The sequence below is a fragment of the Gluconobacter sp. OJB genome (assembly GCF_039638275.1).
Lineage (GTDB): Bacteria > Pseudomonadota > Alphaproteobacteria > Acetobacterales > Acetobacteraceae > Gluconobacter > Gluconobacter cerevisiae.
Genome location: NZ_JBDIWH010000001.1, coordinates 2,040,024 through 2,054,517 on the forward strand (window position 1 = coordinate 2,040,024; position 14,494 = coordinate 2,054,517).

Below are 14,494 nucleotides of genomic sequence, written 5' to 3' on the forward strand. Positions count from 1 at the left end.
ATGAGGAATTTTCCCTTTTTGTGAGGATCCATGCCCAGTTCCCGGCCTGAACGTACTTCATCTCGCCAGAACCACAACCAGACCCGGCCAGCCATCGTCTGGTTTCGGGACGATCTGCGTCTGGCGGACCATCCTGCGCTGCATGAGGCTGTGGCGTCCGGTCGGCCGCTGATTTGTCTTTATGTTCTGGATGATGTGACCCCGGCTCTGCATCCGGCTGGAGCTGCATTGCGGTGGTGGCTTCATGGGGCTCTGGCGGATCTGCGGGCGCAGTTGGAAAGTCGGGGCGGGACGTTGCTGACGCTTGCGGGGTCGGCTGAGGAGTTGCTTCCGCAACTTGCGCGGCACATGGATGTGGCGTCGGTACACTGGCACCATCGTCTGCATGAACGCGAACGGGCACAGGATGACCGGATCCGGCAGGCTCTGGAGCAGCAGGGTTGTGAGGTTCGGGCGCATTGGGGGACGGTTCTGCTTGATCCGGGTCTGGTGCGTACGAAGCAGGGTGGGTTCTACAAGGTCTGCGGTTCGTTCTGGAAAGCGCTTCAGACCCATGCCGTACCAGAGCCGTTGGGCATTCCTGACATGGCGTCGTTTCAGGACGTTCCGGGCTCTGTTCTGCCGGATGTGCGGCTGAACGAAGCGGATCTCTGTCCGCAGGCTCCGGACTGGGCGGCGGGGTTCCGAAAAACTTGGGAGCCGGGAGAAGCGGAAGGGCAGGAGCATCTTGAAGATTTTCTGAAAGATGCTGTTGCGGAGTATCCGAGGGGCCGGGACAGGGTGGCGGAAGAGGGAACGTCGCGTCTGTCGCCCTATCTTGCGTCCGGTGCTGTCTCGCCCCGGCAGGTCTGGGCCGCTTTGCAAAAGCATGGTGCGCATACGGATGGACCGCGGATTTTCCTGTCAGAACTCGGGTGGCGGGAATTTGCCCGCTACACGCTGTATCACCTGCCGCAATTGCCGTTTGAAAACCTCAGTCCGAAGTTTTCCGGGATGCACTGGCGGAACAGTGCCGCAGATCTAAAGGCGTGGCAGCGCGGGCAGACGGGGGTGCCGATCGTGGACGCGGGGATGCGCCAGCTCTGGCAGACCGGCTGGATGCATAACAGGGCGCGCATGATCGTGGGGTCATTTCTGACGAAGCATCTGCTGATCGACTGGAAAGAAGGGGAAGCGTGGTTCCGCGATACGCTGGTGGATGCGGATTTTGCGAGCAATGCCATGAACTGGCAGTGGGTCGCGGGAACGGGCATCGAAGCCACGCCGTTTTTCAGGATTTTCAACCCGACACGGCAGGCTGAAAAATTCGACCCGGAAGGCGATTATATCCGTCAGTGGGTGCCAGAACTGCGCCGTCTGTCAGGAAAGGCGCTGTTAGAGCCCTGGGCCGCGAAGGATGCCGATCTGCGGCAGGGGGGAGTCATTCTGGGCAGAACCTATCCATGCCCCATCGTGGATCTGAAGGAGGGACGTGATCGCGCCCTTCAAGCGTTCAGGGCGCTTTAAGTCCCTGATACTCCGGCCCCGCGGGCGGGGCCGGACTGATAGGATCAGAGACCGCCGTTCAGGAAGTTGCTGACATCACCGCGGGTCTTGTTACCCAGTGCGTTAAGGCGGTTGCGCTGTTCCTGCGGAGCATTCTTGAGGTGTTGCAGACGCTGGTTTTCCTGATCGCGCAGGTTGGTCAGCTTGGACTGTTCGCCAGCGATCTGCTTTTGCAGGCGTGCCTTCTCGTTGGCAGGCGCGTTTGTATATTTGTCCTTCAGGTCCTGAATCCGCTTTTCGCGTGCGGCCTGAGCTTCCTGAGACTGTTTCTGGTAGTTCTGGACCTTGCTGTTCAGGCAGTCTTCCCGCTGGGCCAAGCGTTCGATGACATCATTCTGGCCAGTCTGCTGGCAGGCGCTGGAAGGTGTGGTGTCTGCGGCGTAGGCCTGCGGCGCAAGGGAAACGGCTCCGGCAATCAGTCCGACAGCGAGCATCGTGCGGGGGAAAGGAATGAACGTCATGACATCTCCTGTAAACGATCAGTAAAACATAGAGCGTCCTGATGGCGGGAATGTGGCTTTTTGAAAAGGGGCCTATTCCATGCCTTCCGCAATCGTCGATATCCGTTCAGGCATCAGTAACGTGATGTGGGTAATGCTTCGGATACTGATGAGCTTTTCTTTTTTGAAGGCGCTGAGGATGCGACTGACCGTTTCAATAGTGAGTCCGAGATAATCTGCGATATCGGTACGCGGCATCGGAAGGTCGAGTTCGACGGGATGGGACAGATCGGGTTTTTCCAGATTCTGGCAGCGCTCGATCAGGAATGTGGCTACGCGCTCGCGGGCTGTTTTGCGGCCCAGCAGGGTCATGCGGGCCTGCATCAGGGCCAACTCGCGGGAGGCTTCCTCGCGCAGGCGGTGCTCAAGACTGGGAAAGCGTTCGGTCAGGCGTTGCATGCCGGCATGGGGGAAGCGGCAGAGCGTCGCCCCGCCGAGGGCTTCAGCGCCAAAGGCGTAGCTGGTGGACGCTGCGAGACCGAGAAAGTCTCCGCCTTCCGCAAAACCGGTGATCTGGCGCCGTCCATCAGGGAGAAGAGTGAAGAGCTTGACCCTGCCACCGGTTACGACAAAGAAATCGTTGGCGGGTGCACCCTCTTCTATAAAGGATCGACCGTCAGAAACGGTCATTCGTGAAGACTCGTTTGCAAGAATGGCAAGATCACAGTCGTCAATGCTGCTGCACACACTCAGACGTCGCCCTACGCAATGGGCGCATCGATCATGGACATCCTCTGGAGTATGTGACGCAGACATGATGAATCCTGTTCCCGTTGTGCTGAGCGCAGCCTGAAGACTTTCAGCCACACTACCACATAATTTACCAGACTTGATTCAGGTCAATGTGATGGAGGGGGAGGAGTGCTTTGTGAGGCTCAACGAATGGTGATGGAAATTCCAGATGAAATTTAACGCTTTCGCGCTGGCCGCCGCAGTCGGTACCGTTGCAACTCCCGCGTTTGCACAGGTCACTGCTCCGGCTCCCCAGGTTATGGTCAGTGCGCCCATGACGGCTGCTCCTGTGCCGTCCGTAAACATCCATGCGCCTGCCTCCGGCCATTGCGGCCTGTTCCAGACCTGCGCCAACACGCGCATCGGACTGGGCAAGGGCGACTTCATCGTTCGTTTGTCTGCGCTTGGCGTCATGCCGGAAGATCGTGACAGCAGCCTGAGACTGAACGGTGCGCATCTCGGGGGCCGCGTCAAGACGACGCGTCAGGTTATGCCGGAGCTGACGTTCGAATATTTCTTTACGGACAACGTCTCGGTCGATCTGATCGCCGCCAGTACGCGTCATGAGATCGCTGCTGAAGGCGTTCCGGGTCTGGGCAAGGTTGATGTGGGCAGCGCCTGGGTTCTGCCGCCGACCGTGACGTTTGCCTGGCATTTCCGTCCGCACAAGCGTTTCAACCCGTATGTGGGTGTTGGTGCGACGCTGGCATGGTTCCATAACGTCTCCCCTGCCGGTGGTCCGCTTACGCAGAAGCTCAATGTCGGCGTGACTGGTGGCCCGTCGGTCAATATCGGTTTCGACTATCAGGTCGTCGGCAACTGGTTCTTCAACTTCGACGTGAAGCAGATGTTCATGCGGGTCCATGCCTGGGCGCAGAACAATGCCGAAACCACGAAGATCACGGCACATGACTCCCTTGACCCGACCGTTGTTGGCGCGGGTATTGAATATCGTTTCTGAGCTTCGGGTCAGAAACCGGCTTATCAGGAAAGCGGCCTTTCTCCGAAGGGCCGCTTTTTTGCATTTTTGTGGCAATCACATAAAACTTTTGCAATCCGATCATTCGGTCAGTGCAAAAATCTTTTCGTTTCCGTATGTGACGTCTGGCGTCCTTCCATGGGATATGAAATCGTCCGGACCGTGGCCGATCGGTCATTGTCCAGACGTTTCAGTCAAAACGGGACGTCTGTCCTGACAGAGTTACGGGGTTTTCTATCAGCATGCGCGTTACCCGCGTCGGCGCGTGGGCCATTGGTCTGCTGTGCCTGGCCATCCTTCTCGTCGTCGTCCTGCGATTCCGATCCCCGCATTCGCCTGTTGCAGCGACCGAACCTCCTATGGTGACGCAGTCGAAGGACGGTCTTGTCGTTCGGGAAGGCAGTCCGCTTGAGAAACGTCTGACGGTCCAGGCTGCTGTCAGCGTGTCCCGTGGTCATGGTATTCTGCTTCCGGCGCAGGTCATGACGGAACCGGGTCGGCAGGTGAATGTGTATGCGCCTGTCGCGGGCCGGATTACGGATGTTCTGGTTCATCTGGGCCAGCATGTGCAGCGCGGACAGGTTCTGGCCACGATCGCCGCTGGTGATCTGGATCAGGCGTGGGCCGACGACACACGTGCCCGTGCCGCCCTTGATTTTGCACGCCGTGCCTATGCGCGCGCGCAGGGCGTTCAGGCGATCGGGGGGAATGCCGTCAAGGATATTGAAGCTGCCCGCAACGATCTGACGCAGGCGCAGGCGGAAGCCGAGCGCACGCAGCGCAGGCTTCAGGTTCTGGGGGCGCGACCCGGCTATTCCGCAAAGGGGCAGGCGCCGCTTGTGTCTCCCGTGGATGGTGTCGTTTCCACGACGATCATGGCGCCGGGGCAGAACATTACCGATCCGACCGCTATTCAGATGACGGTTCTGGACCTGTCGCAGGTCTGGATCGCCGCCGCCATTCCGCAGGAAAATCTGGCGCAGATCGCGGATGGTAACGTGCTGTCGGTCAGCTTTGAGGAATTTCCGGGGCGCACCTGTTCGGGTCAGGTCATCAGTTTTGATCCTGCACTCCATATCGATACACGCCGGATCAATGCCTATGTCGCCTGCCCCAACACCGATGGCGCCCTGCGTCCGGGCATGTATGTGAATGCGACACTGAATATCCCGCAGCCCAGCGAGATCATCATTCCCAAGGCCGCCCTTCTGATGAACAACGATCAGGTGTCGGTTTTCATTGAGACTGCGCCCCACACCTTCCAGCGGCGGGATATCGCCATCAGCTATGATGAAGGTGAAAATGTTCGTGTGCTCAAGGGCATTTCCGCAGGAGAACGCGTCGTGACGAGCGGTGCCATTCTTCTGAATGATGACTGATCCGGTGGCCCTGAGCTGATGATCGAGCGTTTCATTTCCTGGTGCTTCAATCACCGGAACATCGTTTTCTTCTCTGCCCTGATTCTGGCGCTTCTTGGCGGTCTTTCATGGAAGATCCTGCCGGTCGAGGCTTATCCGGATCTGGGCTCGGTCAGTGTGTCGATCACGACCCAGCAGGAAGGTCTGGCTGCCGAGGAAATGGAGCAGCAGGTCACGATCCCGCTTGAGCGGACGCTGGCCAGCGTCCCCGGCGTGACGGACAGTCGCTCCACCAGCACGTTCGGCCTGTCGTTGATTACGCTGATTTTCCGTGAAGGCACCAATGTTTATGCGGCGCGTCAGCTCGTCGAGACGCAGCTTGCCAACAACCCGCTGAACAATGGCGCCATGCCGTCGCTGGGGCCGATTTCAGGGCCGAGCGGCGAGATCTATCGCTATACTCTGGAATCCGACGACAAGAACCTGCTGGAGCTGTCTGATCTTCAGCGCTGGACCATCATTCCCGCGATCCAGCGTGTGCCCGGCGTCGTCAATGTAGACAATTTCGGTGGGCTGACGCGCGAATACCAGCTCGTTCTCGATCCTGACTCCCTGCAACGCTACCATGTCGGCCTCGAAGACGTGTTGACTGCCATCCGCACCAGCAACGCCAATGCCGGTGGTGGCCGTGTGAGCCGGGGCGAGCAGTCCTATATCATCCGCGGGATCGGGATGATCCATAATCTGGATGACATGGGGAACATCGTCGTCGCCAGTCATGGCGGCGTGCCGGTTTTTGTGAAAGATCTGGGACGCGTCCAGTTCGGGCATCAGGTCCGTCAGGGCATTCTCGGCAAGGACCGCAATCCCGATACGATTGAGGGTGTGGTGACGATGCTGAGTGGGGAGAACCCCTCGCTCGTACTCGACGGCCTTCACAGTACGGTGGCGAAGCTCCAGCAGCAGCTCGCGCCCAGCCATGTGCGCATTGTGCCGTATATGGACCGTGACCATCTTGTGCTCTCCACGACGCACAAGGTGACGGAAACGATGATCGAGGGCATCGTCCTCGTTTGTGTGATCCTGACGCTGTTTCTCGGCAGTCCGCGCAGTGCCATCGTCACGGCCGTGACGATCCCGCTCGCGCTGTCGGTTGTGTTCGTGCTGATGCACAGTTTTGGGATGTCGGCGAACCTGTTCTCGCTTGGCGCCATTGATTTCGGCGTGATCGTGGATGGTGCGATCGTTATTACCGAGACGATCCTCCGCATCCGCGAGGAACGCCCGACCGAGGCGCTCGATCCTGTCGAGGTCCTGCCGGTTGCGCAGCGTGCGGGGCGGGCAATCTTCTCGTCCACGCTCGTTATCATCGTGGCCTACAGCCCGCTTTTTGCCTTTGAAGGCAGCGAGGGCAAGCTTTTCCGCCCGATGGCCTATACCGTCAGTTTCGCGCTGCTGGGCGCGTTGCTCTGCGCCCTGACGCTCATTCCGGCTTTGACCTATCTGGCACTCCGCAAGCCCAAGCACATCTGGCACAATCGCCCGCTGGAATGGCTGCACGCCCGCTATACCTACTGGCTTGGCCATTTCATCGATCGTCCGCTGATTGCCTATGGTGCGGGTATCGCGGCGATGGTTGCGGTTGTGTTTCTCGGGGCGTCGATCGGGAGGGAGTTCCTGCCGGATCTGGATGAAGGGTCGCTCTGGCTTCAGGTGCAGATGCCCACTGGCATTTCGCTGGAAAAGGGCGAGTCCATCGCCAATGAGCTACGCCACGCGATCCGGGAGTTCCCTGAAACGTCCTATGCCATCACGCAGCTTGGGCGCTCGGACGACGGAACCGACCCATGGACGCCGTCGCATATTGAAATGCCGGTCGGCCTAAAGCCGTATGACCAGTGGCCATCCGGTGAGACCAAGGCGCAGTTCGTCGAGCGTCTGCGCCGACGTCTGTCGCAGATTCCGGGGATCGATTTCGGCATCAGCCAGCCGATTCAGGACAATATGAGCGATCTGGTCGGCGGGGCGCACAGCCCGCTGGTACTGCGCGTCTATGGGAATGATTTTCAGGAACTGCGCCGCATCGGTCAGCAGATCGTGGATATTCTCCATCAGGTTCCGGGGACGGCGGAAGCGTCGATCTTTCAGGAACCGCGTATTCCCCAGATCGAAGTCGAGGCCGATCGTCTGGCTGCTGCGCGCTATGGCATCAGCATTTCGGATATTTCCGACGTTGTGTCGAACGCCATTGGCGATGCGCCCATCACGACCGTCTATGTAGGGGATCGCTTCTATAACGCGACGCTCCATATCCGTCGCAAAGACCTGCAGGATATGCAGTCCCTGTCGCAGATCCCGCTTCTAGATGCGGAAGGTGCCTATATTCCGCTGTCTCAGGTTGCGCATGTCGGGTTGCATATGGGCGAAAGCAATATCGCTCATGAAATGAGCCATCGTCAGGTCACCATTCGCGTGGACAACGGCAAGCGTCCGCTATCGCAGTATCTGGCGGATGCGCAGGGTCGGATCGATCAGCAGCTGCATTTCGACAAGGAAAAATACACCCTCGAATGGGCTGGTTCCTTCCAGCAGGAAGAACGGGCCCAAAAGCGCCTGATGATCGCGCTGGGCGTAATGTTCGCGGTGATGCTGGTTCTGCTGTTTGCCGAATTCCGCAAGATCCGGCAGGCGCTTCTGATCCTCAGCGTCGTGCCGCTGGCGACTCTGGGCGGTCTGATCGCGTTGCATGTGCGGGGCGAGACGCTCAATATTGCGACCGCCGTGGGCTTCATCGCATTGTTCGGTGTGGCTGTGCAGAACGGCATTATCATGATCGCCAGCATCAACCGTCACCGGTTGGAAGGTCTGGGTGTTCGGGATGCCACCATCGCAGGCGCTGCCGAACGCTTCCGTCCGGTGCTCATGACCGCGACAGTGGCGACAGCAGGTATGTTGCCAGCAGCTCTTGCCACAGGTGTGGGCACGGACGTGCAGCGCGGACTGGCGACGGTCGTGGTGGGTGGTCTGGGGATTGCTACGCTGCTGACGCTGTTTGCGCTGCCAGTCTATTTCAGCGAGCTTGAAATGTGGGTTGAACGCCGGGATGCGAAGAAGCGTCCGCAATCTGCTGTCGAGGGAGCCGGATCATGAAGATGCGTTCCATGATGGTTCCTCGTACGTCGCTTCTGCTGTGTGTGACGGCGCTTTCCGCTTGCGCGGTAGGTCCGGATTTTCACCGCCCCGATCTGCCCAGGAATGCAGCTTATCAGGGCCGCCCCCTGACCGCGACCGCCGGGCACGGAGTAGCGGGTGCGACCGTACCGCAGCAGTTCCAGTCGGGCGTGGATATTCCGGGCCAGTGGTGGACGGTGTTCGGCAATCCGTCCCTGAATGCGCTTGTTGATCAGGCGCTGGTGAACAACCAGTCTCTGCGCGCTATGCAGCAGGGACTGAAATCTGCCTGGGAGCAGCGGCGGATTGAGGGTGCGGGTCTGTATCCGACGCTGTCGGCCTCGTTCAACCCGACCCGGAACAAGACGTCACGCGTCTATTCTCCGATTCCGAACTCGAATGTGTGGCTCTATAACGTTCATACCGCGCAGCTGAATATCGGTTATGTGCCGGATCTGTGGGGTGGAACGCGCCGCGCGATCGAGGCCGCCGGAGCACAGGCTGACTTGCAGAAGTTTCAGCTTGAAGCCACTGCGCTGACCATGATTTCCGATCTTGTAAATGCGACGATCGAGGAAGCCACGATCCGTGCCGAGATTGACGCTACGAACGAATTGATCCGTAGCCAGCGCGCCGTGCTGAAGACGGTGACGTCCGAGCAGGGCATCGGCAATGCGTCGCGGCAGGACATGGCGCAGCAGCTGGCGTCTGTGGCACAGCTTGAGGCGACGCTTCCGGGCCTGAGTCTGCAACTGGCCCAGACGCGGGACCAGATGGCGGTTCTGGTGGGGGTGACCCCCAACGCGCCGCTGCCAGAGTTCCGTCTGGAGCAGTTCACACTGCCGAAGGTGCTGCCGGTTTCGCTACCGTCTGACCTGCTGAACCAGCGTCCGGACATACGGGCTGCACAGGCGCAGATCCAGTCTGCCAGCGCGCAGATTGGCATAGCCATCGCCAACCGCCTGCCGAACGTGCAACTCAGCGCCACACCGGCGCAGGCTGTCGGGGTCATGAGTGATTTCTTCAAGCCGGGTTATGGCAACTGGACGATCGCCGCGACCCTTATGCAGCCTATTTTCCAGGGTGGTTCGCTGCTTCATGCCGAGCGTCAGGCGCGGGACAATCTGCTTCAGGCCAACGAGACCTACAAAGCCACCGTCCTGTCCGCCATTCAGGACGTGGCGGACAGTCTGCATGCCGTCACATTCGACGCCGACGCTCTGAAGGCCGACGAGGATCTGCTGAAGGCAACGACCCAGAATATGACGATTGCCCGCGGGCAGTTGCGGCTTGGAGATGTTAGTGAGCTTGTGCTGCTTCAGGCCCAGCAGACAGATGCGCAGGCGCGTCTGGCCTATGTTCAGGCCGAGGGTGCGCGTTTCTCTGACAGCGTGGGGCTGTTCCAGTCGCTTGGCGGTGGCTGGTGGAACCGTAATGACATGGGCATGACACCAGCGGCCCAGAAGGCGCTTGGGAAGTCGTTGCTGCCTTGGTGAGAGTGTTCAGGGCTCTGCCCTGAAACCCGCCAAAGGCCGGGGGCCTTTGGAAACCATTACGTTTGAATCGGGATCAAAGGGACTGGGTCCCTTTGCGGGGTTCCGGGGCAGCGCCCCGGAAGTGTCAGCCTTACTGACGCGCTGAGTAAATCGCGCTCAGACGATCCGGCGTGCCTGCGATACGCTCCAGATGCGGGTAACGCAGCCCGTCGTGATAGGGGATGGAGACCGTGGTGACATGGTCGCCGGACTTCACGATCAGACGGAGATCCTGCTTCGGATCCTTCTGCGCGTCCGTGACGGCGTGAAGCAGACGCTGAGGCGTGAAGCTCATGTCGTTGACGGCCACGATCGTCACACCCGGAACCAGACCTGCCTTGAAGGCCGGGCTCATCCAGTGCTCACGTCCCACACGTCCGGTCGCATTGACCGTCAGGCCGAGCGAGAAGGACAGGTCCGTGGTGTGGCGTGCGGCTTCGCTGGCCTTGATGAAGGAGGTCGGCTTGGACGTATAGACCAGCTTGTAACCACCATTGGTCAGGCCGTTGAGCGGCGCGTGCGGCTGGATCGTGTCCAGACGGTCGTGCAGGAATTTGGCCCAGTCATAAGGCTGCACGCTGTTGAGCGTGGCGACCACATCGTCGAACTGATAGGGGCTGACGACGAAGCTGCCGCTATTGGTGCCGAAGAAGGCTTTTGCGAAATCGTCCAGCGATTTGTGATCGTTGGAGAGCTTGCGGATCAGAGCATCTGCATCCAACCAGACGAGCTGCCCTTCAACGTAATAGTCCTCCGAACGCTGCCAGTCGCGCCATGACAGCGGTGCCCGTTGCGCAATCACCGGATCGTTCGTTGTGTCTTCCAGTGGGCGCCACTGACGGCCCGTCTGGTTGTCATAGGATGCCGCCATATAAGCCAGCGCTTCAAAACCCTGATCCTTCGTCACGAGCCCGGAGCGCGCGGCCAAGACATTGCCCCAGTACTGGGTCTGACCTTCATAGACCCACAGCATGGACCCGCGCTGCGGTGTGTTGAAGTTCGGTGCCCACAGATCGGCCGGACGGCGGTACTTTCCGTTCCAGGAATGGGTGTATTCATGAGCCAACAGGTCACGCTCGGGGAATGTCTTGTCCCATTCCGTGAAATAGCCGGGAGCGGCGCTGTTCTCGCTGGACTGATGATGTTCGAGGCCGATGCCCCCCAGTTCGTCCGTCAGGGCGAGAAGAAAATCGTAATGATCGTAGTGATGTGAGGCGAACAGCGTCGTGGCCTGCCGAATAAGGTTTTGATGGGCCGCGATTTGTGTTGGCGTTGCATCAAGCGAGTCCGGCTCGTCTGCCACAACATCCAGCGAGACCGGGACGTGATCGGGGCCGGTCAGGTCGAACTTTCGGAAATAGCGTCCGGCAAAGACCGGAGAGTCGACGAGGGTGTTGAAGGTTGTGGCGTTGAAATGCGTTTCGTCACCATAAACTCCGGCACGAAGGGCCGAGCCAAGCTGCCAGCCATGCGGAATGCGCAAAGAGGGCTGAACTGTAATACCGCGTGTGAAATATCCGGCCGGGTAGAGCGAAACCTGATCCCATTGCACATTGACGATAGATGGTGTCATGACCACGCGCCCCTGACCCGGGGCAATAGGCGTCAGAAGCTGGAAGTGAAGGTCCAGTGTTGGTGTGGTAGCGGAAACGGGAATGTGGAACGCTGCGACGTTAACCGTATCGCGTTTCCAGTCCAGTGTGCGACCATTGCTTTGCACATGCAGGCTCGCAAGTTGCTCGATCACGCCCGTAGGAGAATGGTCGCCTGGAATCCACATCGGATACAGAAGGATCATCTCTCCCTTTTGTTGTGCTTCTTTCGGTACCGGAACTGTTTCGTGAATCGACATAACGTGGTGAAGCGTATCTGTCGCATCGACTGAGACCGTCAGTGTGCCTGGAAAAGCCCGGTCCTGCGGTTCGGGGATGGCAGTGGGCATGGGCAATGGCATGGGTTGGGTCTGCGCGAGAGCAGGAGAGGTCAGCGCTGTGAACACGGTCAGTGCAAGCAGAGGGCGCAGAAGGGACATCGGTATTTCCGGTTAGCAATCGAGATCCTATCACACGTAACTGTGATGGAGCGGAGAGGCAAGGCGGAGTTACTTCACCACAAGAAGCTGGGGAGGCGAAAAACTCCTCTGGTTATCAGGCTCTGTCTATGATCCCATCGTTTATCTTACGATGAAGGATGGATGGTGAAACAATCCGGTTTCTTCGATGTTGAAGAGCGAATTGCTCGTCCGAGTGGTGTTGGTGACCAGCTTAAAGCCTTTTCCAGACTGTGGATTTTGAGGTGTTCTCCCCTGATCTGGAGTAGGCACTGGCGTATTCAGACAGGAGAAAAGGCGATCGTCCGTCTGTCCTTCATGCACTTCCTAGGCTCAGGACCTATTAAAATATTGAACTGAGCGAGACGTTGTGATTCACAGGCTTACCGATGGAGGTAAGGCTGTGAGTGACGTATTTTTGCTGTCTGAACGCCAGATGGAGCGGATTGAGCCGTTTTTTCCTCTGCCGCATGGAGTGCCCCGTGTGGATGACCGGCGTGTTTTGAGCGGAATCGTTTACGTGATCCGCAACGGGCTTCAGTGGAAAGACGCTCCGAAAGCGTATGGCCCGCACAAGACTTTATACAATCGTTTTATTCGCTGGAGCCGCCTGGGTGTCTTCGACCGGATCTTTGTCGCCCTGACAGAACAGGCTGGCCGTTCAAAGCGCCTGATGATCGATGCAACACACCTCAAGGCACACAGAACGGCGGCGTCTCTACTCAAAAAGGGGCTTTTCCCCGCCATATCGGACGGACAAAAGGCGGCCTGAACTCAAAACTCCATGCCGTGTGCGATAGTCAGGGCAGGCCTGTTCGCCTCTATCTGACAGCAGGACAAGTCAGTGACTTCAAAGGCGCAGACGTGCTGCTGGCAGATCTCCCCGAAGAGACAGAAGAAGTCATCGGGGACAGAGGCTATGACAGCAACCGGATCAGGTTATCGCTTGCAGAACGCAATATCACTGCCTGTATTCCCCCGAAAAAGAACCGGAAATCAAAGCTGCCTTACGACTGGCATCTGTATAAAAAGCGCCACCTCATCGAAAACATGTTCGCGAAACTCAAAGACTGGCGACGTATTGCGACCAGATACGACCGCTGCGCTCATATCTTCATGTCCGCAATCCATATCGCAGCAACCTTCATCTTCTATCTTAAAGAATGAGTCCTGAGCCTAGGTCTGGGGTTTTGAGAGCGCGTGCTTGATGCCACGCTGGTGGCAGCGGTTACTAGGCAGCGCAATAAGAACACGAAGAAGGTGGACCTGCGTGAAGGACGGATCTCGCAAGACTGATAGGAGAAGCCCTCAAAGCTGTCCCATAAAGATCGTCATGCGCGTTTGGACACTGAAGCTTTCCAAAGTGAAGCGGCAAGATGGCGGAACCATGCCGACCAGCGATCTCGTCATTACTTTCTTTGGCTACAAATCGCATATTTCCACAGACCGGAAATTCCGGTTGATCCGAACAGGAAAGACGCGGTTGCCAGTGATGGCGCACGATTGAGGGAGAGGTTGTTGGGCAAAACCAATACGGCCTCAGCAGTTCGGTCAGACCCAGCATACAGCTCAAAAACCTATGAAGACTTCATGGAAAATCAGGGCTTTGTCTTGAAGGTCCATCGTAAAAAGCCGCATCTTAAGCCCATGTTCCGGCATATCCAGAAATTGAATGCTGGAAAGTCGGTTATGCGATTACGTGCCGAGTCCTGTTTTGGGAGCGGATCAATGGATTAGCATGGCAGATCCATCGGATGATCTTCCCAAATCTACTTAAAACGCAGATCAGAAGCCACCACGGCAACCATTAATCAACACACCCAAACCCAGAAATCACAAGCTAATTACATCCATCAACGGTTCTTCGATCTCTCCATGTTGTGTCGCGGAATTGCTCCGAGATGATGCTTATCCCTTCAAAAGGGCAGGGAAGCGGCGCATATTCTAGATTTCGCCCCTTTGATAGTATTGAGAATATGATTTTACTTACATATTTTATTATTTAATGCGCATTTGATTCTCAAAATGTCTGTAAAATCCAGTTTTTACAATCTGGTTGAACTTTGATGGGTACGGCGTTTGCCAAGCGTTCGTTCACATTCAAATTCATACCAGCCCGCAATCCACGGAACAGGGCACCGTGTGCGACAAATAGCGGTGTTCCCTCAGATGCCAGGCCCTGGTTTACAGCTGCTACGGCGCGTTGTGTGAGGGTTTTGAAGCTTTCGCCGTTTTCAAGGGAGGTGCCGGCTTCAATCCAATCACGATACCAGTCACTCATTGCTTCTCCTTCGTGAATGCCAAAGCAGACTTCTGAAAGATCTTCTTCGATCCTTAGCGGTAAGGTGATTCCAGCAAGTCTGTCGATCTCGTCACGAACGTGAATGGCGGTGGCGGTGGCACGGCTGAGAGGCGATGAGATGATATGGTCAAAGGGGCGTTGGTTGTTCTGGAAAAGCACGGCCAGGGCCTGTCCGGCCCGTACGGCCTGTGCGATGCCTGTCTCATTGAGGGGAATGTCTGTTCTTCCCTGCGCCAGTCCTTGGACGTTCCAGTCGGTTTCACCATGACGGAGATACCAGTACGGCTTTGGGATAATCTGGGTCATGGACAAGTCCGTTCAC

10 protein-coding genes and 2 pseudogenes are annotated in these 14,494 nt (G+C 57.8%); 8 read left to right on the forward strand and 4 right to left on the reverse strand.

The genetic code is table 11. The features are described from left to right. The first annotated feature begins 30 nt into the window (after window positions 1-30). A complete protein-coding gene (locus ABDK74_RS09435; RefSeq protein WP_346003601.1) occupies window positions 31-1,506 on the forward strand; it encodes a deoxyribodipyrimidine photo-lyase in 1,476 nt (491 codons plus the stop codon). Between the two features lie 44 nt (window positions 1,507-1,550). Here the strand turns inward: ABDK74_RS09435 and ABDK74_RS09440 are convergent, their stop codons facing one another. Both ABDK74_RS09440 and ABDK74_RS09445 read right to left on the reverse strand, forming a co-directional pair. Continuing rightward, complete coding sequence (locus tag ABDK74_RS09440; RefSeq protein WP_346003602.1) at window positions 1,551-2,006, reverse strand: hypothetical protein; 456 nt, start codon at window positions 2,004-2,006, stop codon at window positions 1,551-1,553. Window positions 2,007-2,078: 72 nt separating this feature from the next. Further along, window positions 2,079-2,675 (reverse strand): helix-turn-helix domain-containing protein, encoded by a 597-nt coding sequence (locus ABDK74_RS09445; RefSeq protein WP_346004198.1) that lies wholly within the window; start codon window positions 2,673-2,675, stop codon window positions 2,079-2,081. Window positions 2,676-2,946: 271 nt separating this feature from the next. Between ABDK74_RS09445 and ABDK74_RS09450 the strand changes: the two genes are divergently transcribed. The 4 genes from ABDK74_RS09450 (at window position 2,947) to ABDK74_RS09465 (ending at window position 9,781) form a co-directional block, all read left to right on the forward strand. Next, on the forward strand, window positions 2,947-3,738 hold the full coding sequence (locus ABDK74_RS09450) for an OmpW family outer membrane protein (RefSeq protein ID WP_346003603.1): 792 nt from the start codon (window positions 2,947-2,949) through the stop codon (window positions 3,736-3,738). 260 nt (window positions 3,739-3,998) lie between these two features. Then, on the forward strand, window positions 3,999-5,135 hold the full coding sequence (locus ABDK74_RS09455) for an efflux RND transporter periplasmic adaptor subunit (protein WP_346003604.1): 1,137 nt from the start codon (window positions 3,999-4,001) through the stop codon (window positions 5,133-5,135). A gap of 18 nt (window positions 5,136-5,153) precedes the next feature. After that, window positions 5,154-8,264: a CusA/CzcA family heavy metal efflux RND transporter gene (locus ABDK74_RS09460; protein ID WP_346003605.1), complete on the forward strand. Its 3,111-nt coding sequence runs from the start codon at window positions 5,154-5,156 to the stop codon at window positions 8,262-8,264. Next, window positions 8,261-9,781 (forward strand): efflux transporter outer membrane subunit, encoded by a 1,521-nt coding sequence (locus ABDK74_RS09465; RefSeq protein WP_346003606.1) that lies wholly within the window; start codon window positions 8,261-8,263, stop codon window positions 9,779-9,781. Before ABDK74_RS09460 ends, ABDK74_RS09465 begins: the two co-directional genes overlap by 4 nt. A gap of 130 nt (window positions 9,782-9,911) precedes the next feature. Here the strand turns inward: ABDK74_RS09465 and ABDK74_RS09470 are convergent, their stop codons facing one another. Next, window positions 9,912-11,852: a peptidase M61 gene (locus ABDK74_RS09470; protein ID WP_346003607.1), complete on the reverse strand. Its 1,941-nt coding sequence runs from the start codon at window positions 11,850-11,852 to the stop codon at window positions 9,912-9,914. A gap of 165 nt (window positions 11,853-12,017) precedes the next feature. On the opposite strand from ABDK74_RS09470, the pseudogene ABDK74_RS09475 reads away from it, so the two are divergent. From ABDK74_RS09475 to ABDK74_RS09485, 3 genes and pseudogenes are all read left to right on the forward strand, one after another. Further along, window positions 12,018-12,136 (forward strand): annotated as a pseudogene (locus ABDK74_RS09475) (IS5/IS1182 family transposase); the annotation flags it as partial. A gap of 137 nt (window positions 12,137-12,273) precedes the next feature. Continuing rightward, a protein-coding gene (locus tag ABDK74_RS09480) for an IS5 family transposase (RefSeq protein WP_346002506.1) occupies window positions 12,274-13,037 on the forward strand; the annotation gives its coding sequence in 2 pieces (ribosomal slippage) (window positions 12,274-12,607 and window positions 12,607-13,037; 765 coding nt in all). 30 nt (window positions 13,038-13,067) lie between these two features. Then, window positions 13,068-13,586: pseudogene (locus tag ABDK74_RS09485) on the forward strand (IS5/IS1182 family transposase); the annotation flags it as partial. Between the two features lie 304 nt (window positions 13,587-13,890). Here the strand turns inward: ABDK74_RS09485 and ABDK74_RS09490 are convergent. After that, window positions 13,891-14,478: a histidine phosphatase family protein gene (locus tag ABDK74_RS09490; protein WP_346003608.1), complete on the reverse strand. Its 588-nt coding sequence runs from the start codon at window positions 14,476-14,478 to the stop codon at window positions 13,891-13,893. Window positions 14,479-14,494 lie beyond the last annotated feature (16 nt).

Bases quoted from the DNA above. Each gene is read 5' to 3' on its own strand.
- ABDK74_RS09435 (WP_346003601.1), top strand. From the start codon at position 31: ATGCCCAGTTCCCGGCCTGAACGTACTTCATCTCGCCAGAACCACAAC.
- ABDK74_RS09440 (WP_346003602.1), bottom strand. From the start codon at position 2,006: ATGACGTTCATTCCTTTCCCCCGCACGATGCTCGCTGTCGGACTGATT.
- ABDK74_RS09445 (WP_346004198.1), bottom strand. From the start codon at position 2,675: ATGACCGTTTCTGACGGTCGATCCTTTATAGAAGAGGGTGCACCCGCC.
- ABDK74_RS09450 (WP_346003603.1), top strand. From the start codon at position 2,947: ATGAAATTTAACGCTTTCGCGCTGGCCGCCGCAGTCGGTACCGTTGCA.
- ABDK74_RS09455 (WP_346003604.1), top strand. From the start codon at position 3,999: ATGCGCGTTACCCGCGTCGGCGCGTGGGCCATTGGTCTGCTGTGCCTG.
- ABDK74_RS09460 (WP_346003605.1), top strand. From the start codon at position 5,154: ATGATCGAGCGTTTCATTTCCTGGTGCTTCAATCACCGGAACATCGTT.
- ABDK74_RS09465 (WP_346003606.1), top strand. From the start codon at position 8,261: ATGAAGATGCGTTCCATGATGGTTCCTCGTACGTCGCTTCTGCTGTGT.
- ABDK74_RS09470 (WP_346003607.1), bottom strand. From the start codon at position 11,852: ATGTCCCTTCTGCGCCCTCTGCTTGCACTGACCGTGTTCACAGCGCTG.
- ABDK74_RS09490 (WP_346003608.1), bottom strand. From the start codon at position 14,478: ATGACCCAGATTATCCCAAAGCCGTACTGGTATCTCCGTCATGGTGAA.